At 34.6% G+C, this 24,159-nt stretch carries 18 protein-coding genes; 17 read left to right on the forward strand and 1 reads right to left on the reverse strand.

What is annotated here, in order from left to right:
• Window positions 1-20 precede the first annotated feature (20 nt).
• The 5 genes from EKH84_RS06085 to EKH84_RS06105 all read left to right on the forward strand — a co-directional run bounded on the left by EKH84_RS06085 (window position 21) and on the right by EKH84_RS06105 (window position 6,514).
• Window positions 21-2,135, forward strand: coding sequence for a glycoside hydrolase family 3 protein (locus EKH84_RS06085; protein WP_127065583.1), 2,115 nt, complete (start codon window positions 21-23; stop codon window positions 2,133-2,135).
• Window positions 2,136-2,160: 25 nt separating this feature from the next.
• Window positions 2,161-3,228: a mannonate dehydratase gene (gene uxuA / locus EKH84_RS06090; RefSeq protein WP_127065584.1), complete on the forward strand. Its 1,068-nt coding sequence runs from the start codon at window positions 2,161-2,163 to the stop codon at window positions 3,226-3,228.
• A gap of 14 nt (window positions 3,229-3,242) precedes the next feature.
• On the forward strand, window positions 3,243-4,820 hold the full coding sequence (locus EKH84_RS06095; protein WP_127065585.1) for a mannitol dehydrogenase family protein: 1,578 nt from the start codon (window positions 3,243-3,245) through the stop codon (window positions 4,818-4,820).
• Window positions 4,821-4,853: 33 nt separating this feature from the next.
• Window positions 4,854-5,645, forward strand: coding sequence for a polysaccharide deacetylase family protein (locus EKH84_RS06100; RefSeq protein WP_127065586.1), 792 nt, complete (start codon window positions 4,854-4,856; stop codon window positions 5,643-5,645).
• Window positions 5,646-5,842: 197 nt separating this feature from the next.
• Window positions 5,843-6,514: an SDR family NAD(P)-dependent oxidoreductase gene (locus tag EKH84_RS06105; protein WP_190283503.1), complete on the forward strand. Its 672-nt coding sequence runs from the start codon at window positions 5,843-5,845 to the stop codon at window positions 6,512-6,514.
• Between the two features lie 117 nt (window positions 6,515-6,631).
• Here EKH84_RS06105 and EKH84_RS06110 read toward each other — a convergent pair whose 3' ends face one another.
• A complete protein-coding gene (locus tag EKH84_RS06110) occupies window positions 6,632-8,773 on the reverse strand; it encodes a glycoside hydrolase family 3 protein (protein WP_127065588.1) in 2,142 nt (713 codons plus the stop codon).
• Window positions 8,774-9,078: 305 nt separating this feature from the next.
• Between EKH84_RS06110 and EKH84_RS06115 the strand changes: the two genes are divergently transcribed.
• The 12 genes from EKH84_RS06115 (at window position 9,079) to EKH84_RS06170 (ending at window position 23,886) form a co-directional block, all read left to right on the forward strand.
• Window positions 9,079-10,884: a MutS-related protein gene (locus EKH84_RS06115; RefSeq protein WP_127065589.1), complete on the forward strand. Its 1,806-nt coding sequence runs from the start codon at window positions 9,079-9,081 to the stop codon at window positions 10,882-10,884.
• A 166-nt stretch (window positions 10,885-11,050) separates the two neighbouring features.
• A complete protein-coding gene (locus tag EKH84_RS06120; RefSeq protein ID WP_127065590.1) occupies window positions 11,051-11,911 on the forward strand; it encodes an AraC family transcriptional regulator in 861 nt (286 codons plus the stop codon).
• The gene (locus EKH84_RS06125; protein WP_013655603.1) at window positions 11,911-12,363 is read left to right on the forward strand and encodes a hypothetical protein; all 453 of its coding nucleotides are present in this window, start codon (window positions 11,911-11,913) and stop codon (window positions 12,361-12,363) included. Before EKH84_RS06120 ends, EKH84_RS06125 begins: the two co-directional genes overlap by 1 nt.
• 105 nt (window positions 12,364-12,468) lie before the next feature.
• Window positions 12,469-13,203 (forward strand): GntR family transcriptional regulator, encoded by a 735-nt coding sequence (locus EKH84_RS06130; RefSeq protein WP_013655604.1) that lies wholly within the window; start codon window positions 12,469-12,471, stop codon window positions 13,201-13,203.
• Between the two features lie 314 nt (window positions 13,204-13,517).
• The gene (gene fsa / locus EKH84_RS06135) at window positions 13,518-14,171 is read left to right on the forward strand and encodes a fructose-6-phosphate aldolase (protein WP_127065591.1); all 654 of its coding nucleotides are present in this window, start codon (window positions 13,518-13,520) and stop codon (window positions 14,169-14,171) included.
• A gap of 129 nt (window positions 14,172-14,300) precedes the next feature.
• Entirely contained in the window at window positions 14,301-16,277 is a 1,977-nt protein-coding gene (gene tkt, locus EKH84_RS06140; protein ID WP_127065592.1) for a transketolase, read from the forward strand.
• 78 nt (window positions 16,278-16,355) lie between these two features.
• Window positions 16,356-18,095 (forward strand): sensor histidine kinase, encoded by a 1,740-nt coding sequence (locus EKH84_RS06145; RefSeq protein ID WP_190283504.1) that lies wholly within the window; start codon window positions 16,356-16,358, stop codon window positions 18,093-18,095.
• Window positions 18,095-18,850 (forward strand): response regulator transcription factor, encoded by a 756-nt coding sequence (locus tag EKH84_RS06150; protein WP_243118671.1) that lies wholly within the window; start codon window positions 18,095-18,097, stop codon window positions 18,848-18,850. The genes EKH84_RS06145 and EKH84_RS06150 overlap by 1 nt, the downstream gene beginning before the upstream one ends.
• A 121-nt stretch (window positions 18,851-18,971) precedes the next feature.
• The gene (locus tag EKH84_RS06155; protein ID WP_127065595.1) at window positions 18,972-20,315 is read left to right on the forward strand and encodes an extracellular solute-binding protein; all 1,344 of its coding nucleotides are present in this window, start codon (window positions 18,972-18,974) and stop codon (window positions 20,313-20,315) included.
• A gap of 105 nt (window positions 20,316-20,420) precedes the next feature.
• On the forward strand, window positions 20,421-21,308 hold the full coding sequence (locus EKH84_RS06160; RefSeq protein ID WP_127065596.1) for a carbohydrate ABC transporter permease: 888 nt from the start codon (window positions 20,421-20,423) through the stop codon (window positions 21,306-21,308).
• 14 nt (window positions 21,309-21,322) lie between these two features.
• Window positions 21,323-22,150, forward strand: a complete 828-nt coding sequence (locus EKH84_RS06165; protein WP_013655611.1) for a carbohydrate ABC transporter permease — start codon at window positions 21,323-21,325, stop codon at window positions 22,148-22,150.
• 257 nt (window positions 22,151-22,407) lie between these two features.
• Window positions 22,408-23,886: an endo-1,4-beta-xylanase gene (locus EKH84_RS06170; RefSeq protein ID WP_127065597.1), complete on the forward strand. Its 1,479-nt coding sequence runs from the start codon at window positions 22,408-22,410 to the stop codon at window positions 23,884-23,886.
• The last annotated feature ends 273 nt before the right edge of the window (window positions 23,887-24,159 follow it).

A 24,159-nucleotide genomic window follows, 5' to 3' on the forward strand; every position in this document is an offset into this window, starting at 1 on the left:
GCTTGTAAGGAGGTGTAAAGATGGAAGAAGTATTTATGAACAAAGCAGGGCAGCTAGTAGCACAAATGGATTTATTAGAAAAAGCCTCTATGCTCAGATATGATTCTCCTGCCATTAAAAGATTGGGAGTGCCAGCTTATAATTGGTGGAGTGAGGCTTTGCATGGAGTTGCTAGAGCAGGTGTAGCAACAGTGTTTCCACAAGCTATAGGTATGGCAGCTATGTTTGATGAAGAATATCTCTATGAAATAGCAGATATTATCGCGACAGAGGCTAGAGCTAAGTATAATGAATTTGCTAAAAAAGAAGATAGAGATATTTATAAGGGAATGACCTTATGGGCACCTAACATTAATATATTTAGAGATCCAAGATGGGGAAGAGGACATGAAACGTATGGTGAAGACCCTTATTTAACATCACGCTTAGGGGTTGCTTTTATTCATGGCTTACAAGGAGATGAAAATCATCACTATTGGAAAGCTGCAGCATGTGCTAAGCACTTTGCAGTTCACTCAGGGCCAGAAGAAGAGAGACATCACTTTGATGCAGTTGTTTCTAAAAAAGATTTGTATGAAACTTATTTACCTGCTTTTGAAGCAGCAGTTACTAAGGGGAAAGTAGCAGGAATGATGGGAGCTTATAACCGTGTCAATGGAGAGCCTGCCTGTGGAAGTAAGGTTTTACTACAAGATATTTTAAAGGAAGAATGGGGCTTTGATGGTTATGTTGTCTCAGATTGCTGGGCTATTCGTGATTTTCATACAGAACATATGGTAACACATACGGCTACAGAATCTGCAGCATTAGCTATTAATAATGGCTGCCAGTTAAATTGTGGTAATACCTATTTACATATGCTACAAGCTTATAAAGAAGGACTTGTAACAGAAGAAAACGTTACAAAATCAGCGCAGAAGCTTATGGCAATTCGTATGAAATTAGGATTGTTTGATGAAAACTGTGAGTATAATAAAATTCCATATGAAGTCAATGATTGTAAAGTTCATCGTGACATTGCCTTAGATGTAGCTAGAAGGAGTATGGTACTGCTTAAAAATAATGGTATTTTACCACTTAATTTAAAACAAACAAAAGCTATTGGTGTTATTGGCCCTACAGCCAATAGTCGTACGGTTTTACAAGGTAATTATTTTGGGACAGCTTCTAGATATACTACTTTTTTAGAGGGGATTCAAGATTATGTTGGAGATGCAGCAAGAGTTTATTATGCAGAGGGATGTCATTTATTTAAAAACAGCATATCTGGTTTGTCCTGGGAAAATGATAGATTATCAGAAGCCCTTATAGTAGCAGAACAAAGTGATGTTATTATTCTCTGTCTTGGTTTAGATGCAAGTATAGAAGGAGAACAAGGCGATACGGGAAATGCCTTTGCCGCAGGCGACAAAAGTGATTTGAACCTAATTGGAAGACAACAATTGCTTTTAGAAGAAGTACTAAAAATAGGTAAACCAACTATTCTTATTTTAAGTAGTGGTAGTGCCATGGCTATTCATACAGCCCAAGAATACTGTGAGGCAATTCTAGAAACTTGGTACCCAGGTCAATCAGGTGGTAAGGCACTAGCACAGCTTTTATTTGGAGAGTATTCTCCTAGTGGCAAATTACCAATAACCTTTTATAAAACCACAGAAGAATTACCGGATTTTAGAGACTACAGTATGGCTGGGCGGACGTATCGTTATATGAAAAATGAGGCGCTATATCCTTTTGGTTATGGTCTTAACTATGCCAAGGTAGAAGTGAAAGATGCAGTCATAAAAGAGAGAAATATAGAAAATGAAATCATCTATGAAATACAGCTTCAAGTCACTAATCAATCAGAAGTTTGTACTTATGATGTAGTGCAGGTTTATATTAAAGATATGGAATCTAGATGGGCCGTTCCTAATTACAGCTTATGTGCTTACAAATCTATTTATTTAGCTGCATATGATGAACCTCAAATAACGCTTCAAATAAAACAAAGAGCCTTTGAAATCGTTGATGAAGAGGGTAAACGTTATATAGATAGTCATCATTTTAAGCTATTTATTGGCACAAGTGGACCAGATAAGAGAAGTGTTGAATTAACAGGAAGAAGGCCTATTATTAAGGAGATTTATTTGTAAGAGAGATTAAGGAGGAATTTGCAAGATGGAAATGACATTAAGATGGTTTGGCAATGGATTTGACAGTGTATCACTAAAGCAAATTAAACAGATTCCAGGTGTTACAGGGATTATCTCTACTTTATACGATACAAAGCCTGGAGAAGTATGGCAGCTAGATCGTATAAAAAAACTAAAAGCAGAGATTGAAGCAGAAGGTCTTAACCTTTCGGGAATAGAAAGTGTCAATATTCACGACGCTATTAAAGCCGGGAGTAAAGAAAGAGACGAATACATAGATAACTATATTCAATCTTTGTCCGCATTAGGTGAAGCAGATATCCATATGGTATGTTATAACTTTATGCCTGTATTTGACTGGACACGATCAGACTTAGCTAAAAGAAGATTAGATGGTTCTACTGTACTAGCGTATAATCAAAAAATAATTGATGCCATTGATCCAGATAAAATGTTTAGTAGTATGGAGCATAAATCCAATGGTTTTATTATGCCAGGTTGGGAACCAGAACGTTTAGCTCAAATTAAAGAGCTCTTTACTTTATATGCAGAGATTGATGAAAAAAAACTATTTGATAACTTTGTTTACTTCTTAAAAGCCATCATGCCTACTTGTGAAAAATATGAGATTAAGATGGCTATACATCCAGATGACCCAGCATGGCCAGTATTTAACTTGCCACGCATTATTACGAATAAAGAACAAATTCTACGGTTCTTAAAAGCGGTTGATAATCCTTATAATGGACTTACTTTATGTACTGGTTCACTAGGTTCTAATCCTCAAAATGATATACCTGACATTATTAGAAGTATTAAAGGTAGAATACATTTTGCCCATGTTAGAAACTTAAAGCATGAGAGTCCAGGTGTATTTGAAGAAGCTGCCCATTTATCTAAGGATGGTTCTATGGATATGTATGAAGTGATGAAAGCCTTATATGATACAGGGTTTGATGGACCCATCAGACCGGATCATGGAAGAATGATATGGGGAGAAGTTGCTATGCCGGGGTATGGTTTGTATGACCGTGCATTAGGAGCATGCTACTTGAATGGTTTATGGGAAGCTATTACAAAATCAGTGAGCTAAAGGAGGCGAGAAGGGTGAAACTGAATCAAGAATTAGTCACAACACTAAAATCACAAAAAGAGATAAGATGTTTTAATTATGATAGAAAAAAGATAAAAACAGCTACTTTAGCAGCACCTATATGGCTGCATTTTGGGGCAGGCAATATTTTTAGAGGCTTTATAGCAACACTGCAAAATCAGCTTTTAGAAGACGGAAAAAGTGACAAAGGTATTATAGTCGTTGAAACGTATGACACAGGGATTATTGATCTTGCTTATAAACCTTATGATGATTTAAATGTTTCAGTAACTCTCAAAAGAGATGGAAGTGTTAATAAGGAGATTATAGGAAGTGTTATAGAGTCAGTAAAGTCAGATAAAGAAGGATGGCAACGCCTAATACACTTTTTTGAGGAAGACTCTTTGCAAATGGTGACTTTTACTATTACAGAAAAAGGATATAGTGTCTCTAGTTATGAAACAGATTTTGAAAGAGAGCCAGAAGCAAGTGAGAGTTTAATGGGCCAATTAACTTATTTGTGCTACTGCAGATATAAGAAAGGAGGTAAGCCGATTGCGGTAGTGAGCTTAGATAATTGTTCACAGAATGGGAAGAAGTTACAAGAGGCAGTTTGCAAATTTGCAGAAGAATGGATTAAAAGAGGCAAGATGGATGCAGCATTTAAAACTTATTTGCAAGATCCTAAGAGGGTGTCATTTCCTTGGTCTATGATAGATAAAATTACGCCTCAACCTAACAAAAAGGTTCAAGAAATGCTTATAAAAGCGGGTTTTGAAGAAATGCCCATTATTAAAACGAGTAAAAATACATGGGTTGCTCCCTTTGTGAATGCAGAAGAAATTCAGTATTTAGTGATAGAAGATAGTTTCCCAAATGGTAGACCATGCCTAGAAGATGCAGGTGTTATTTTTACAACAAGAGAAGAAGTAGAACGCACTGAAAAGATGAAAGTATGTACTTGCTTGAATCCATTACATACAGCATTAGCTATATTTGGATGCTTATTAGACTATAAAACTATTGATGAAGCAGTAGGTAATCCATTACTCCTCCAACTGATTGAAAAGATTGGTTATGAAGAAGGGTTACCAGTTGTAACGAGTCCAGCCATGGTTAATCCCTATCATTTTATCAAGGAAGTCATAGAAATCAGACTACCTAATCCGTTTATTTTAGATAGTCCATGGCGTATTATTGCAGATACTTCGCTGAAAATGCCTATACGGTTTGGGGAGACACTTAAGGCTTATAAAAGGCAGGGGGAGAATAAGATAGAACAATTAACATACATTCCTCTAGTCATTGCTGGTTGGTGTCGCTACTTATTAGGCATTAATGATGCTGGAAAAGCATATGAAGTAGGTCCTGACCCAAGAGGGGCTATTTTACAGAAGGCATTAGAAGGTTTATACTTAGGTAAGAATGAAAATATAAGTTTAAAACTAGCACCTATTTTGTCAGATGAAAGTTTATTTGGGGTGAATTTATATGAGGTAGGATTAGGTACTAAAGTAGAACATTATTTTGCAGAGCTTACAGCAGATAAAAATGTCATACAAAAAGTACTAGATAAATATTTAATGCAATAATTAAATAGATCACTTTTAAAAGGAGAGATAGAGATGTGCTTAGAATTTTTATACCCTGAGGCAAAAAAGAAAGCAATAACTTTTAGCTATGACGATGGTCGAGTATATGATGAGCGACTAATTGACATTTTTAACAAGTATCATATGAAAGCAACCTTTCATTTAAATTCAGGAACCTTAAATAAAGAAGGTTATGTGAAAAGTAATGCTTTAAAAGAACTATATAAGGGGCATGAAGTAGCATGTCATGGAAAGAATCATAAATATTTAGGACAGTTAACAAAAGAACAACTCATTAATGAAATTTGGGAAGATAGAAAGAATCTTGAAGGCTATATAGAACAGCCAGTAGTAGGAATGTCTTATGCCTTTGGTGAGTATTCAATGGGCATTAAGCAAACGTTAGCACAATTAGGAATTAAGTATTCTAGAACAGTTGAGTCTACACAGGGTTTTGGCATTCCAGGTGATTTCATGTGCTGGCATCCTACATGTCATCATAATGACTCTATTATGGAGAAAGCAGATGTCTTTCTAAATATGCCAGAGTATATGAAAATGCCACTTTTTTATATATGGGGACATAGTTTTGAGTTTGCTAGAGAAAACAATTGGAGTGTCATAGAAAAATTCTGTGAGAGAATAAGTTTTAAGGAAGATGTATGGTATGCTACCAACCTAGAAATTGAACACTATATTAATGCTATGCGCCATGTTACAGTAAGTACAGATGAAAAGATGTACATCAACAATGCGGATATTTCCATCTGGGCAGAGTATGAAGGACAAGTGATAGAACTAAAACCGGGATATACTAAACTTTGAAAAAAGGCTGTATAGAAGAGGAGTTGTAGTATATTACTAATAATTAGTAGGTATTTATTATACAATTTGTGAGGTTGAGGAAACCAGGATTTGTTAATAAAATTAAAGAAGGATAAGAGCATTTATATCATATTAACAACTATTGGTTTTAACTAGTTTATTATCCTTAAAATTATATAAAATAGAGGAGAATGAATATGACGATTTTAGTGACTGGAGGGGCAGGATATACTGGTTCTCATGTATGTATAGAACTTTTAAAGCAAGGGTATGAAGTTATTGTAGTAGATAATTTCTTAACATCTGATGTTAATCGATTATATCATATTCAGGAACAGGCACAAGATAAGATAAAGTTTTATGCAATGGACTTAGGCAATAAGGAATTAGTAGAACGTATTTTTAGAGAAAATGAAATAGAAGGCATTATTCATTTTGCGGGTATTAAATGTACAGGAGAATATACAAATAAACCGATAGATTATTATTATACCAATCTAACTAGTACTTTAGTATTATGTCAGGTGATGGCAGAACATAATGTAAAAAAAATGTTGTTTAGCTCTTCAGAAGGATTTTATGAAGACAATGGAAGAAACACGACTACCTTTGGAAGTGCAAAGAAAATGATAGAAAGAATACTCCAAGAAATTTATAAAGTTGATGCTGATTGGGGAATCAAAATTATTAGATATCTAAAAGAAGAAGATCATGTTTATACTCAAAATGATATTCATGTGAATGATATGTGTAAGATATACATAGATGCATTTAAAGCAATAAAACAAGGAAAGTTTGAGACTTATGAGTTAGAAATTAATAATAAAGTTATTTCTACTCATAAGATAGAAGACTATAAAGGTTATTGATAGGATAAGATCAAATAAAGACTTATATAATAAAGGAAGCTTGTCATTAATGACAAGCTTCCTTTATTATATAAGAAATATTTATTTTATATAATGATATTAATGATACAAACAAGATTAATATTCTAATTGACAGGCAGTACCTATTACTTCAAAGTCTAAAGCATCAATAGTATGTCCAGTAAGAGCCTTAGTACGAGTATCAGGCTGTCCACCACCAATGTAAAGTGTAAATTTACCAGGTTCTATCCAACATTCACCATCATCATTAATAAGTGCTAAATCTCTAGGTTTAATCACATAGGAGAATTCTTTTGATTCACCAGGTGCTAATCTAGCGATGCCCATTCCCTTAAGAGCATAATGAGGAACTGTTGTACTTGCGTTTAAATCTTTGATATAAATTTGAATGCTTTCATGAATTGGATAGTTTCCTGCATTAGTAACCGTGGTCGTAACAGTGAGCTCTTCATTCGTAGCTAATTTAGTTTTACTTAAGTGACTATTACTATAATTGATATGAGTATAAGTTAAGCCGTATCCAAATGGATATAAAGCAGGAGAATTCATATAGCGATAAGTTCTATTGGTCATAGAATAATCTTCAAATGCAGGAAGTTCATCTGTTGAGTTATAAAATGTAATAGGTAATTTTCCAGAAGGAGAAGACTCACCAAATAGTAATTCTGCAATGACTTTACCACCACGAGCACCTATGTACCAAGTCTGTAAAATAGCATTAACATTTTCATCAGCCCACTTAACAGCTAAAGCACTGCCGGAGGAAAGAAGGAGAATAACTGGCTTGCCTACAGCATGTACAGCTTCTAGTAATTCTTGCTGATTACCAGGTAGGTTAAGGTCAAATTTATCACCACTTGCATATTCATTACCAGCATCACCTTGTTCACCTTCGATAGTAGCGTCTAAACCTAAGCACATGACAACGACATCAGCCATTTCTGCTGCTAAGATAGCTTCAGCAAAACGGTCTTTACTTTCTGCTAAGGACTCTACTTTATCTTTATAAAGGTGAGTACCTTGAGCATAATATACTCTTACATCATCACCTACATAATTTTTAATACCTTCAAGTGGGGTAATATATTCAGAAGAAGTACCTACATAGTTTCCAATAAGGCCATCTCTTGAATTGGCATTAGGGCCAATAACAGCAATAGACTTAAGGTTTTCTTTCTTTAAAGGAAGTAGGCCATCATTTTTGAGAAGAACAACACTTCGTTTAGCTACCTCTAAGGAAAGATTAATATGTTCTTTGCATTCCACAAGCTCATAAGGTGTATCTTCATATGGGGAAGGATAATCTTCAAGCATACCTAATCGAATGCGTGTATCTAAAAGTCTAATAACGGCTTGGTCAATAGCTTCTTCAGTTACTAAGCCTTGCTCATAAGCAGCATATAAATGCAGAAAAGCACTACCACAGTTTAAATCACATCCATTATTAACAGCCATAGCAGCAGATTCAACTACAGTAGAAGTAACATGATGATGCTCATGGAAGTCTAGAATTGCCCAACAGTCAGAGACAACATGTCCTTTAAAGTCCCAATCATCACGCAAAATATCTTGGAGAAGCGTTTTACTACCACAAGCAGGTTCTCCATTAACTCTATTATAAGCACCCATAACAGCTTCTACTTGGCCTTCTTGAACACATCTTTTAAAAGCATAAAGGTAGGTATCATATAAATCTTTTTTGTTTACAACAGCATCAAAGCTATGGCGAATACCTTCAGGACCGCTATGTACAGCAAAATGTTTAGCGCAAGCTGTTGTTTTAAGATGTTCTCTATCCTCGCCTTGAAGCCCTTTAATATAAGCAATACCAAGTCTAGAGGTTAAATAAGGATCTTCACCAAAGGTTTCATGGCCACGTCCCCATCTTGGGTCTCTAAAAATATTAATATTTGGGGCCCAGAAAGTAATGCCTTTGTAAATATCACGATCTCCTTTTTTAGAAAAAGCATTAAATTTGGCACGTCCTTCAGTAGACACGATATCTGCTACTTGGTGAAGTAAGTTTTCATCAAAGGTTGCAGCCATACCAATAGCTTGGGGAAACATAGTAGCAATGCCTGCACGTGCTACACCATGTAGAGATTCATTCCACCAATTATAAGCAGGAATGCCAAGGCGTTCTATAGCTGGAGATTGATAAAGCATTTGTGTTATTTTTTCTTGTATAGTCATTTGTGAAACTAATTTTTGTGCATGCAATAAGGTATTATGAATCATGATGGGTATGGCCTCCTTTAAATAAATAAAATAATAAGTAAACTAAATTTTTAATTATATATAAATGTTAATACAGTTTGTGGAAGTCGTCAATGAAATAATAAAAAACTTTTTAAAAGAAATATAAAAAGATTTTTATTATTAGAATATATAGGTATTTAAGGGCAATGGTTGTGATTATATTTTACAAATAATTACTATACAAAGTAAAAGAAAGTATTTAAAATATAATCAGATATTAAATGCTAAGGTTTTGTAGTGTTGAACTGTCGGTAGTCTAAATGAACCATGAATAGGAGAATCGGATGAAAAAACAAAAGTATTTATCTCATATAGAACAGATAAACACAGTATTAAGTATTTTAGAGCATAGGTTAGACAAAGTAGGATGGCTTAGAATAGCTACTTTTTTACTAGGGATAGTTAGCATTATAGCAGGTTTTGAACTTAAAAATAATTTTTATTATATGATTGGGATTTTACTTATATTAGGTTTTATAGGTTTGGTAAAACATTATAATAAGTTAAAAAACCAAAAGCAATATGAAACAGCTAAAAAAGAAGTGGTAGAAGGTTATGTAAAACGTCTAGGACAAGAGTGGTTAGATTTTAAAGAGGAGGGAAAAGATTATATTACTCAAGATATTCCTAGAACCAAGGATTTAGATTTATTAGGTAAAGGTTCTTTATTTCAGTATATTTGTGTTGGACATACACCTTATGGGAAAGAAGCGCTAGCAAAAGCATTAGTTGAGGGCGCTCAACATGAACAAACCTCTAGAAGGCAAGAAGCTATTAAAGAGCTACTTAATGATGAAGCATTTGCCTTGCATCTTCAGACTTTAAGCCAGATGATTGGGAAGAACGAAGAGGGGATAGAAATTCAAACAATGGAAGCTTTTGTAGAGCTAGCTGAAGGGGAAGACAAGAAGCAGAGTATAGTAATGAAGGGCTTAGCGCTAGTACTCCCCTTTATTGTACTTTTCTCTAGTGTTTTAATTGGGATTCATAGACAAACACCAATTACTAATTTGTTAGGAAGTCTTGGTATACTGGTTCAGATAGGATTAGGTGCCTTTTACTATAGGAAGCATCATATGGTATTTGAGCCCATTATTAAGTTTAGCCAAAACATAAAGGCCTATGAAGCCTTTCTCTATGCTATAGAAAACAAAGAGTTTAAGTGTGATTATTTAAAAGACCTGCAAAAAAGCTTACGTGACCAAGGTGGTCCAAAGAAGGCCTTAAAGGGACTTAAACAATTAACAGAAGCCTTAAAAGTAAGGTTTAATGGACTAGGTTATATGATTGTAGCAAGTACTTTAATGTGGGATTTTCATTGTATGGATATTTACTATATGTGGCATAAACAATATGGTAAATCAGTCCGTCGTTGGTTAAAGGTGATGGGGGAAATGGAAGCCCTCCTAAGTCTAGCTGTCATTGGTGAAGTAAAAGAAGATTATGTTTTCCCACAGGTAGAAGAAACCAAAGAGCCTTTTGTAAATTTTTCACAGTTAAAACACCCATTGATACAAGAACAAACAGCGGTAGGCAATGCATTAGAGTTAAAAAATGCTACCTGTATTATTACAGGTTCCAATATGTCAGGGAAAACTACTTTTCTAAGGACAATAGGTGTTAACCTAGCTTTAGCTTATGCAGGGGCACCTGTATTAGCAACTAGCTTTGAAGCCGCACGCATGGAGGTACTCACTTCAATGCGTATTGAAGATAATGTCAATGAAGGTATTTCAACTTTTTATGCTGAACTCTTACGCATTAAACAAATGATCACATTAGCAGAATTAAAGCAGCCGATGCTTGTATTAATAGATGAGATTTTTAAGGGAACGAATTCAGCTGATCGTATATTAGGTGCTACAGAAACCATTCATGCTTTAGAAAAACCATGGATTACGGTCATGGTAAGCACTCATGATTTTGAACTATGTGAACTTGAAAATAGTAGCAAAAGAGAATCTTATAACTATCACTTTACAGAGCATTATAAAGACAATGAGATACAGTTTGACTATCAACTTCAAAAGGGTCGTTGTAAGACCACTAACGCCAAGTATTTACTGAGAATGGTAGGAATTATAAAATAGGTAAATAAGAACCCTAGTTAATAATGCTAATTTGGTATTTAACTAGGGTTCCATTGTTTATAAGGAGTTGGATAGGTATAATAAAAGTAAGAAAACTCTCATTTTTAGGCATTAGAAGAGAGGCTAAGTGACTCACCTTAATATATGATAAAAAGGAGCTGAAAAAATGGAATGGATACAATGCTTAAACCGTGCTATGAAGTATATTGAAGAGCATTTAGAAGATGAAATAAAGTATGAAGAGGTGGCTAAGTTAGCTTGCTGTTCAACTTACCATTTTCAAAGAATGTTTACTTATATGGCAAATGTGCCACTTTCAGAATACATACGACGTAGGCGAATGACTATGGCAGCAGTAAGATTGCAAAGTACAGATATAAAGATTGTGGATCTTGCTCTTATTTATGGCTATGAATCTCCTACAGCTTTTAATCGTGCTTTTCAAAGCATCCATGATGTGACACCCTCTAAGGCAAGACAAGAGGGCATTAGTTTAAAGGCTTATCCTCCTATCAGCTTTAGTTTATCTATTAAGGGAGATGTAGCAATGAATTACAGAATCGAAAAGAAAGAAGCTTTTAGAATTATAGGGATTTCTGCTCCATTACATCAAGACATAGAAAAGAATTTCGAAGTAGTACCGATGATGTGGCAAAAGGCCGCAATGAGCGGCACTATAGAAAAGTTAGCAGCAATGATGAATGGAGAACCTAAAGGCATACTAGGGGTAAGTGCATGTAATGAAAGAGAACAGTGGAAGTATTTTATTGCAGCAGCAAGTCATGAGCCTTTAGATGAATCACTAGAAGAATTCACAGTGCCTCCAGCAACCTGGGCCATTTTTTATGGAGAAGGGACTATGCCAGAGGCAGTGCAGGAATTAGAAAGAAGGATTGTGACAGAGTGGCTACCTACTTCAGGCTATGAATATGGAAACGCACCAGATATAGAAGTTTACCTTTCACCAGACCCACAAAATACAAAGTTTGAAGTTTGGATTCCAGTCATGAAAAAGGAGGATAACTAGTGGTTCATTTAGTATACTGCGATGATAAGGAAAAGGTATTAGAAAAAATAGTAGAAGGTTCAAAGACAATGATTATAAGAGCAGCAGCAGGACGAAAAATACCCCATAGTAGAGTGTTTGAAGGAGAAAAACTTTACTTCATGAAAAAGGGAACAGGTAAAATCACGGCAATGGCAACTGTAGAATCTGTACAAAACTATATTAAGCTAACAGAAGAAGAGATTAATAGTACACTTGAAAACAATCAGCCCCAGCTCAATTTATCCAAAAAACAACAAGAACGATGGCACAAAAAATGTATGTGTTTAGTGGCATTTACAGGTACCCGAGAAATAGAACCTTTAGCATTTGACCATCAAGGGAATATGGATGATTGGCTAATTATTGAGAAGATTGAAGATGTCGTTGTAGGAACAAGCATTCCTTATAATTATGAAAAGTCAAGATTTTAATTCATTTTAATCGTTCGTTGCTTTTTAAATTATTTCACCTGAATTGTTACAATATGTTATAATAAATGAGATGATTTAATATTAAGGACAAGGAAAAGGTGCCGTATGCAAATTCAAAACAACTTTTTACCTATGTACTATCAATTAAAAAATATAATTATTGATATGATTGAAAATGAAGAGATCGGCGTAGACGAATGTATACCTTCAGAACCTAAGCTTATGCAGACCTATAACTTAAGTCGTACTACAGTTAGAAAAGCTATTGATGAACTGGTTAATGAGGGTTATTTATATAAAAAGCAAGGCAAAGGAACCTTTGTGAAAGGGCGTGGTTTTGAGCAAGGACTTATTAAGCTATCTGGTTGTAGTGAAGATATTAGACGTTATGGTCTAGAACCAAAACCTTTTGTATTAAAAGCTACTATAGAAAAGCCCTCAAAACGAGTAGCCAAGATGTTAGAAATCGACCAAGAGCAAGAAACCTTTTACATGGAACGTGTTATTTATGGGGATGAAATCCCTATTAATAAAAACAAGAGTCATATTCCTTATCATCTTGTACCAGGCATTGAAAAGGTGGATTTTAACAAAGAATCCTTATATAAGGTGATTGAAAAGGACTATGGCATAGTCATTACTAGAGCTATTCGTACAGTAGAAGCCATTTTAGCTAATGAAGAAATAGCACTTCAGCTTAAAATTAAAGAAGGGGCACCTGTCATGCTATTTAAGGGACAAGTTTATGCAGATATGAAAGGTAAAGAGGTTATAATAGAGTATTTTGAAGCGATTTATCGTTCAGATCAATTTCAATTTTATATTGAGCAACATAGATGATAAAGTTATAAGGAACACACATTAATTGAAACTGTAAAGGTTACAGTAATTAATGTGTGATTTTTTTGTTAAATAGGAAATATCAAGTGATGAATAAAGGCAAGTTTCAGCGGAGAAAGTAATTGAGAAAACTTTTTTAATAAGATTTAAATACACTTTGATAAAAATATTTAGACTTTATAATCAGATACTATTGAAAAATTAAAAATATAGTAGTATATTTAACTTGTACGGACAACATAACGACATGATGAAAAACAACGTGATAATAGATTCAATAAAACTTTATATACAACTATTTAGGAGGAATTAAAATGAAATTATTTGTGGACACAGCTAATACTGAAGAAATTCGTAAGGCAAATGACCTAGGAGTAATCTGTGGGGTAACTACTAACCCTTCTCTTATTGCTCGTGAAGGACTTGAGTTTAAATCCGTTATTAAAGAAATTACAGAGATTGTAGATGGTCCTATTAGTGCAGAAGTTATTTCACTTGAAGCACCTAAAATGGTAGAGGAAGCTTTAGAACTTGCTAAAATACACAAAAATATTGTTATTAAATTACCTATGACAGAAGAAGGGTTAAAAGCAACGAAACAGCTAACTGCCAAAGGGATTAAAACCAATGTAACTTTAATTTTTTCAGCTGCACAAGCTTTACTTGCAGCTAGAGCTGGAGCTACTTATGTTAGTCCATTCTTGGGAAGGCTTGATGATGTCGGAGCAGAAGGTATGCAATTAGTAAGAGATATTGCAGAAATATTTGATATCCACGGCATTGAAACAGAGATTATCGCAGCTAGTGTACGTAGTCCTCTTCATGTAGTAGATGCAGCTAAAGCAGGAGCTCATATTGCAACTGTCCCTTATAACGTCATTATTCAAATGACTAAACATCCTCTTACAGATAATGGTATTCAAAGATTCCTCAAGGATTGGGAAGGTTTAGAACAAAAGCTTAACTAACAATAACCCCCTTATTTTGCATATGGCCCTTCTTTTAAGGTCATATGCATATATTTTAAAGAACTAATAACTGTCATAATTACAGAACGAGGTATTTAGAAGATTTTAATAGGAGAAAGGGAGTAGAAAATGAAAGTAGAGCAAAAAACAATTAATACTATTCGTGTATTAGCAGCAGAAGCTGTTCAAGAGGCTAATTCAGGACATCCAGGATTGCCTTTAGGTTCTGCGCCTATGGCATATACTTTATGGGCTAATATGGCACATAATCCTAAAAATCCAAAATGGGAAAATAGAGACCGCTTTGTTCTTTCAGCAGGACATGGTTCAGCCCTATTATATGCTTTATTACATGTATTTAATTATGGACTCACAGCAGAAGACCTCAAGAATTTCCGCCAAGAAGGAAGCCTAACACCAGGTCATCCAGAGTATGGACATACTGTTGGAGTAGAAGCAACTACAGGTCCTTTAGGACAAGGGATTGCCATGGCAGTAGGTATGGCCATAGCAGAAAAACATTTGAGTGCTGAATTCAATAAAGAGGGCTATCCTATTGTAGATCATTATACCTATACATTAGTTGGAGATGGCTGTTTGATGGAAGGTATTTCCTATGAAGCAGCGTCTCTAGCAGGCACATTAAAATTAGGTAAGCTTATTGTACTCTATGATTCAAATAATATTACTATTGAAGGTAGTACCAATATTGCTTTTAAAGAAAACGTAAGAGCACGTTTTGAGGCACAAGGTTTTGAAACCTTCCTTGTAGAAGACGGTAATGATATAGCGGCTATTAAAAAAGCACTAGATGCGGCTAAAGCTAATCTATCAAAACCAAGCTTTATAGAAATAAAAACACAAATTGGATATGGTTGTCCAAAGAAACAAGGAAAAGCAGCAGCACATGGTGAGCCTTTAGGACAGGAGAATTTAGCAGAAATGAGAAGCTTTTTAGAACACCATGATCAAGCATTCTTTGTAGAAGATGAAGTGAAAACACATATTAAAGAACTTAATCAAGAGGGTGCTAAGAAAGAAGCTGAGTGGCAGAAGCTATTTGAAAGCTATGCCAAAACTTATCCAGAATATGTTGAGAAGTGGGAGCAGTGGCATAACCTAGGAGAAGTAAAATTAGATATTTATGATAAGTATCAAGATACAAGTAAGAAAATGGCTACACGTGTAGCTTCTTACGAAGTCATTAATCATATGGCAGACGTAGTTGATTACATAATAGGAGGATCTGCAGACCTTGCTCCTTCCACTAAAACTTATATGAATGGTAAGGGGGATTTTAGTAGCGAAGACTACTCAGGACGGAATCTTCACTTTGGCATTCGTGAACATGCTATGGGTGCTATAGCAAATGGTATCACTTTACACGGGGGACTTAGAACCTTCTGTTCAACCTTTTTTGTATTTAGTGATTATATGAAGAATCCAATGCGATTAGCAGCACTTATGAAATTGCCAGTAACTTATGTATTAACTCATGATAGCATAGGAGTAGGAGAAGATGGTCCAACACATCAACCTATAGAGCAGCTAGCAATGCTTCGTAGTACGCCAAACCTTATAACTTTTAGGCCAGCTGATGCGAAAGAAACAGTGGCAGCATGGGAGTATGCACTAAATAGTAAAACAGAACCAGTAGCTATTGTTCTTTCAAGACAAGACCTACCTTTCCTTGAAAAATCAGGAGAAGAAGCTAAGAAAGGTGCCTATGTCGTAGGTGGTGTAGCGCCAGAAGAGGCGGAGATATTATTAATTGCAACAGGTTCAGAGGTACATTTAGTTGAACAAGCAACAAAAGTATTAGCTGAAGAAGGTATTAAAGCAAGTGCTATTAGCATGGCATCTGTAGATGTTTTTGAAAAGCAATCTGACGAGTATAAAGAATCTATCCTGCCAAGTAATAAGGTAAAGAGAATTGCAATAGAAGCAGCTACTAGCTTCGGTTGGCATAAGTACACAGGATTTGAAGGACAAGTGATTTCAATAGATACCTTTGGTGAGTCAGCTCCGGCAGGTATTATATTTAAAAAGCAGGGATTTGCAGTAGAGAATGTAGTAAATCAAGCTAAGCAAATGTTACGTAAATAGAGACTAAAAAAGGTGTTGCACAACTAAAGAGTAAGTTGTACAGCACCTTTTTGTTTTAAGTTATTAAGGAGAATGACTATGAGAAAGCTAGCATATTCAGATTGGAAGATTTCAATTAAGTTGTCTATTATGTATATGTGTTTTTTGGTTTTTTCCTTAAGTATATCGCTTACCATCTACGCTTATATAAGCAATCAAATTACTATTGAAAAACAAGTAAGTCTAATAACACAATCATTAAACTCACTTGAAACGAATATTGATAATGTCATTACTAATGTTAGCAATAATTCTAGAATTATAATAGCCAATAATGAAATTCAACAAGTTATTAAAGAAAAGAGTAATACGGAATTAGTAGCCAATCAAAATCGGGTGTCGACAGCTCTAGCGGAGATGGTTCACTCCATACCGTATGTTCAGTCTATTTATGTATTTGATCATTATGGGCATCGATATGGCTCAGATAAGCATTCTTTGAAGTCTTTAAAATTTGAATCTATTGAAGAGGCTTCTTGGTACGAGAGAGCAAAGGATGAAAAAGGTTATTATATTATTGAGATTAATGCAGATGATATTTTTTGGAATGGAGAAGCAGAAAATACCATTTCTTTGATTCGTATTATTAATAGCACAGTGACAATGAAACCTATAGGAACATTGATGATTAACATCTCAGAGGAGGCCTTTAAAAGTAATTATGATGAAATTTCAAGTGGATATAGTCCTAATATTTTACTGCTGAATGAAAATCAAAAAGTAATTGCTACAGAAGGGGATATCTCTAAAAAAATAATTAATGAGATTTTTCCTAAAGGATTAAAGGATGAGAAGGGGTCACGCATTGTAAGTGTAAATGATAGTAGGTATTTATTTTCATACAAAGTGTTATCTAAATATGGCTGGATGGCTATTATGAGTATTCCAATAAAGGAATTAGAGAGGGAACCTTATCAAGTAGCCATTGTTGTTATTATTATTATGAGTGGTATTTTTGTTATGGTGAGCTGTTTAATTATGTCCCACACTATTACAAAACCTATTGAAAGATTGGTTCATTCAATGAAACAGATGGAAACTGGAAAGTTTGTAAAGGTAGATATAAAGACAGGAGGCGATGAGGTTGGTGAACTTAAAAATCATTATAATGATATGGTAGATGAGATTGAAAAACTCATTAAAAGAATTTATGCAGAACAGCAGTTTAAGAGAACTGCTGAACTTAGGATGCTGCAAGAACAAGTAAAGCCCCACTTTTTATACAATACTATTGATGCCATGCGGTTTTTAGCTTATTCAGGAAGAAATGACGAACTTTGTGAAGCGCTGGAGGCCTTTGGAAATTACTATCGTACTAGCTTAAGTAAGGGAAGTGAAATTATTTCACTTGAAGAGGAAATAAATATTGTAAAAGATTATTTATACCTGCAAAAAATGAGATATGGAGAGACCATACAGTTTACCTTTGAAATAGAAGCTTGTGTACTGCCCTATACAGTACCAAAACTTATACTGCAACCATTAGTGGAAAATGCTATTTACCATGGTATTAAACCAAAACAACAACCAGGGCATATCGCCATTCGTTCGAGATTAGAGGAAAACTATATTTTACTTGAAGTAGAAGATGATGGGGTTGGTATGGCAGGAGAAAAAATAGCAACCATTATGAATAATAAGGCAAGCTTTGGGTTAAGGGGGACTTTTGAACGATTGAACATTTTTTTCGAAAGAAGAGATTTATATAGGATAGAAAGTGAGGAAGATAGGGGGACGAAGATAACGCTTTATATACCAATAGGGGGGAGTAGAGAGTGATGATTAAAGTGCTCGTAATTGATGATGAAGAGAAAACCAGGGGACTTATTAAGCTGCTTATTAATAAGGAACTAGGGATAAATATGATTTGTGAAGCTACTAATGGAGAAGAGGGTATAGCAGTGATTAAGCAAAAATATCCAGATATAGTGATTACGGATATAAAGATGCCTATTGTAGATGGTTTAGAGTTGACTCAAAAAGCGTTAGCTTATAACCCCGATTTGATTATTATTATGATTAGTGCTTATGAAGAATTTGAGTATGCCCAAAGAGCTATCAAATTAGGGGTGTCTGACTATCTTTTAAAACCTATTAGAAAAAGTGAATTAAATGAAGCTTTAGAAAAAGCTATTATGAGGGTAAAGGAAAGAAGGCTTAAGTACGGCATTAGTGAAAAGGAAAGTGCATCGAGGCCAGTCATTCAACAGGTATTAGAGTATGTGAGAGAGCATTTAAGTGATCAAGATCTATCTTTATCAACAGTGGCCGCCCATTTTTTTTTGAATTCATCTTATTTAAGTAGATTATTCAAGAGAGAGGTAGGCGAACCTTTCATAGAATATCTTACAAAGGCAAGAATCGAGAGAGCTATATGGTACCTTGAAAATACAGATAAGAAAGCTTATGAGATAGCTGAATTAGTAGGTGTAGTAGATGCTACTTATTTTAGTAAATGTTTTAAGAAAAATAGGGGAATGTCCATTCATGATTATAAAAAAGTGATAAAAAATCATAAGTATAACTTAGAATAGGTAAAAAAATTACTATTTTTAAACATCTAAATACGTGTACATAGATGCAAAATGCCTATAAAATAAAAGCATATCAAGGATTTGGTTGTAAAAAACTACAATATATCCAGGAGGGGATAAGATGGGGAAATTTAAAAAGGCAATAACATTCTTAATCTCAAGCATGATGGCATTTTCAATGATAGGATGTACAGGCGGTACTACTACAACAGGGGATGGAACTAAAACTGAGAATACTGCTAGTACAAGTACAGAAGCAAAACAAGAAGCAGAAACTACCTCAGATGAAGTGGTGACCTTGAATTTGTGGCATATTTGGGCAGCGGAAAGTGAATCTAGTAAAGCACCATTTGAAGCAGCAGTAAAAGAGTTTAATGAAGAAAATCCTAATATTCAGGTAGTATTAGATGCAACTGAAAATGAAACTTATAAAACGAAGATGACAGCAACAATTGCAGCTAATGAAGCACCAGACATTTATTTCTACTGGAGCGGCGGTTATATGAAGAATATCGTAGATGCAGGTAAAGTCCTTGCATTAGATGAGTACCTTGATGATGCTACGAAAGATAAAATATTAAATGGTACGCTTACCAATATGACATTTGACGGAAAGATTTATGGTATAGGACACTCAATGTCAGTTGGCACATTCTTTGTAAATACAGAGTTATTTAATAAATATAGTGTTAAAATTCCTGAAACATGGGATGAATTAGTAACAGCTTGTAAAACATTTAAAGATAATGGTATTACACCAATGGCAGTAGGTGCTAAAGATAGATGGTGTATCGATATGTATTTAGATATTATAGAAACAAGAGCAGCAGGCTATGAAACATGTTATAATGCTTTAACTAAAAAAGGCTCTTTCGTAGATGAGGGTATTATTGAAGGTGCTGCTAAATTACAAGAACTTGTAGACATGGGTGCATTTACAAATGGTGCTTTGGGAGTATCAAGAGATGAATCAGAAGTACCTTTCTATAATGGTCAAATACCGATGTACGTTAATGGTAGCTGGACAATTGGAAATATCAATGCAGATGATTGTCCTGTAAAAGGTAAAATCTCAATTGCTAAATTCCCAACGATTAACGAAAAGAGCAATGTGAATGACTTTACTGGTGGTGTAGCTGAAACCTTTGTCGTTAATGCTGCTACAAAACATCCTAAAGAAGCAGTATATGCATTAAGAACAATTTCTGAAAAATTCTCTAAGAACTTATACTTAAGTGGGGCTGGTATCCCAACATGGAAAGTAGATGTAGATGAATCTCAAATTGATCCACTGACATTACAATTAGTTGATTTGATTCAGGACTCTAATTCATTTACTTTATGGTGGAATACATTACTTGAAGGTGAAGATTCCGAAACCTATATGAATAAATCAGCAGAATTATTTGCAAAACAAATTACACCAGAAGAATTTGTAAAACAGTTACAAACAATGAATGAATAGTTAAATACAAAAGCCACTGTTGTTTAAGCAGAACTTAAGCTAACAGTGGCTTTTCTAAACAGGACTTGATGATAGAGAACTTTGTGATAGAGGGGGAGAGATGAGATGAAGAATATTTTCGCTGATAAGAAAGCTATTTTTCTGTTTATGCTACCAGCAACATTATTCTTTTTGCTAATTATCGTATTACCTGTTATTTTATCAGGATATTACTCAACATTAGATTGGAATGGCTTTGGCATAGCTAAATTTATTGGAATAGATAACTTTAAAGAACTCTTTATAAATAACAAGGATGGGTTCCCTAAAGCTGTTATGAACTCCTTGTTTTTCTTAGTAGTTTCATTAGTGATTCAAATACCCATTTCTTTAATACTAGCACTTGTTTTGGCTAATGGTATTAAGGGAGAGGGCTTTTTTAGAACAGTGTTTTTTATCCCAGTTGTACTAGCCACAGTTGTTATTGGACAGCTATGGATGAAAATTTATAATCCTGACTATGGACTACTTAATACGTTTTTAAGAGCAATAGGTTTAGGGAGATGGGCAAAGGCTTGGCTAGGAGAAACGAATACAGCTTTAGGGGCTTCTTTTGTACCTATTTTGTGGCAGTATGTAGGTTATCATATGCTTTTACTATATGCTGCAATCAAGACGATATCACCTGATATTTATGAGGCAGCTCAAATAGATGGAGCAAGTAGTAGGAAAATGGCAACTAAGATAACCATACCACTTATTATTCCTATGCTTAAGGTAAGTACTATTTTATCAGTAACGGGATCACTTAAAGTATTTGATTTAGTATTTGTACTAACTAATGGAGGCCCAGCAGGTGCAAGTGAAGTGCCAAGTACACTTATGGTTAAGAGTATTTTTAACAGCTATCGATACGGCTATGGAAGTGCTATGGCAGTATTTATTATTATTGAGTGTTTTATTTTTACAGCTTTAGCTAGAGGCATTTTTAGTCAAATAGAGAAACGTTATTAAAGGAGGAAAAGCACATGGGTAAAAGGATAGTGGTAGGTTTAAAATATTTATTACTGAGCATATGGACTGTAATATGCCTGTTTCCTATTTATTGGTTAGTGTGTTTTTCTCTTAAAGATAACACAGAAATATTTGGTGAGAATATAGCAGGACTTCCAAGGCATTGGATCTTTTCCAACTATCAATCAGCATTTATGGGAGGCAATGTAGGTATCTACCTATTAAATAGTGTGATTGTTACAGGTATGACCATCTTATTAACCATTATAGTAGCGGTAACAGCCAGCTATGCATTAGAACGAATGGTATGGAAGCTTAGAAAAACAGCTATGACTATTTTTATGATAGGTATTATGATTCCTATTCATGCAGCTTTATTACCTGTATTTTATATGATGCAAACCTTGCATATACTAAATACCGCATGGTCATTGATTATTCCATATGTAGCCTTTGCTATGCCAGTGGCAATTATGATTATGACTGGCTTTGTAGCAGGTATTCCGAGAGAATTAGAGGAATCAGCAAGTATAGATGGTGCCAGTATCTATAAGATTTTTATATCAGTCATTCTACCTTTATTGAAACCGGCTATAGCTACAGTATCCATTTTTACATTTATACAAGCATGGAATGAGCTGATGTTTGCAACAGTATTCATTAGCAATAATGCAAAGAAAACGCTAACAGTAGGTATTCAATCTATGTCAGGTCAGTTTTTAACTCAATGGGGACCTATTGGAGCGGCATTGGTCGTAGCAACCATACCAACGATAATGATTTACTTATTACTTAATAGACAAGTACAAGACAGTCTAGTAATGGGGGCTGTTAAAGGATAACTATTAATCATTTAGGGATTTATAAAAGGACTTTCCCACTTATAGAGTGCTACAAGTAGAGGATAAAAGACTTAATAAATAACCTAAAACTGGTAAAAACAAACAAAAAAATAACAAAATAACACATAAAAATATACATAATAAACAAAAATATTTAAAATATTCCGAATATATATTAAGATTTCATTAGATGTTAGGATAAACTACACATCACAAATCAAAGGTTTGATTTGAAATTTTATTAAGGAGGAATAGGTATGAAATTAATGAAGTTAAGTAAAAAATGCACGGCTCTTTTAGTAGCAGGACTCATGATGGCAGCAACCATCATACCCAAACAAGATGCCTATGCAAGTATGACGAGTGGTAGTAAATTTTTAGGCAATGTCATTGGAAATAGTATTCCAAGTGATTTTGGAACCTATTGGAACCAAGTTACGCCAGAAAATGCGAGTAAGTGGGATGCAGTTGAGGGTACTAGAGATAGTATGAATTGGACTGCAGTAGATAGCTATTTTAATTATGCGAAGCAGAATAACTATCCATTTAAATTTCATACACTAGTATGGGGGAGTCAAGAACCTAACTGGATTAAAAATCTTTCTAAGGCAGAACAACAAGAAGAAGTTTTGGAATGGATTAAGGCAGTTGGATCAAGGTATAGTACAGTGGATATAATAGATGTTGTTAATGAGCCGCTGCATGCTAAACCATCTTATAAAGATGCAATTGGTGGAGATGGTGAAACAGGATGGGATTGGGTTATTTGGTCTTTCACCCAAGCTAGAAAATATTGTCAAGGTAAGTTACTCATTAATGAGTATGGTATTATTAGTGATACTAACGCTACTAATCAATACATTCAAATTATTAACTTATTAAAAGAAAGAAATTTGGTTGACGGAATTGGTATTCAATGTCATGAGTTTAATATGAATTATGTGTCTGTAAGTACCATGAAGACTAATCTAGATAAATTAGCAGCAACAGGATTACCTATCTATGTATCAGAGCTTGATATGTCAGGTGATGATAGTACACAGCTAGCACTTTATAAAGAAAAATTCCCTGTATTATGGGAGCACTCAGGTGTAAAAGGAATTACATTGTGGGGATATATCGAAGGTCAAACATGGAAGAGTAACACACATCTTAGAAATACTTCTGGAACAGAACGTCCAGCATTGCAATGGTTGAAGAGTTATTTAAAAGATAGTTTGACGCCAACACCGACGCCAACACCAACGCCTACGCCAACACCAACACCAACGCCTACGCCTACCCCAACACCTACCCCAACACCTACCCCAACACCTACACCTACGCCAACACCAACAGAAGGTGCTATCCCTAAGGTGAGCGTTACTACCCAGTTAGGTAGCTCTGTCAATCAACAATATACTATTACATCTGTAGGTAGTCAAAACCTTGATCTTTCTAAGCTCACTATCCGCTACTATTACACTAAAACAAGTACAAAGAGTCAAAGCTTTTGGTGTGATAATGCAGGCCTTCAGCTCAATGTATCTCCATGGTATGTGAATCTTGCTTCAGGCGTAAAAGGTACTTTTAAAGATGGCTATCTTGAAATAACCTTTGATACTACCTATAGTATGGCGCCAAACTCTGGGTCACTTAATTTAGGAATTCGTCTTGCCCAAAGTGATTGGTCTGCTTATGAAAACTTAGTGGATAAAGGGTATGAAGTTTATTATAATGGAACATTAGTTAAATAATGATTTGCAAGTAGCTAGGAGGATTAAAAATCTTAGCTACTTTTTTATTGTGTACCTTAGCTCTGTACAAACGCTCCTTTATGACATCAGGTCATATTGTTAATCCTAGAAATTACTATTTCAAATCTAGGATTTAAGAAGGTTTTTGAGGCCTACTTATTTTCTGGATTATAACAATATAATTACACCTCTCAAATGGGTTATCTATAGTTGAATAAAAAATCTAAATATTATAAAATTAATCCAGGTATTCAGTTGTATTAAAAGAAGTTT

Origin of the sequence: Cellulosilyticum sp. WCF-2 (assembly GCF_003990395.1) — a bacterium.
In the GTDB taxonomy this organism is placed as follows: Bacteria; Bacillota; Clostridia; order Lachnospirales; family Cellulosilyticaceae; genus Cellulosilyticum; species Cellulosilyticum lentocellum.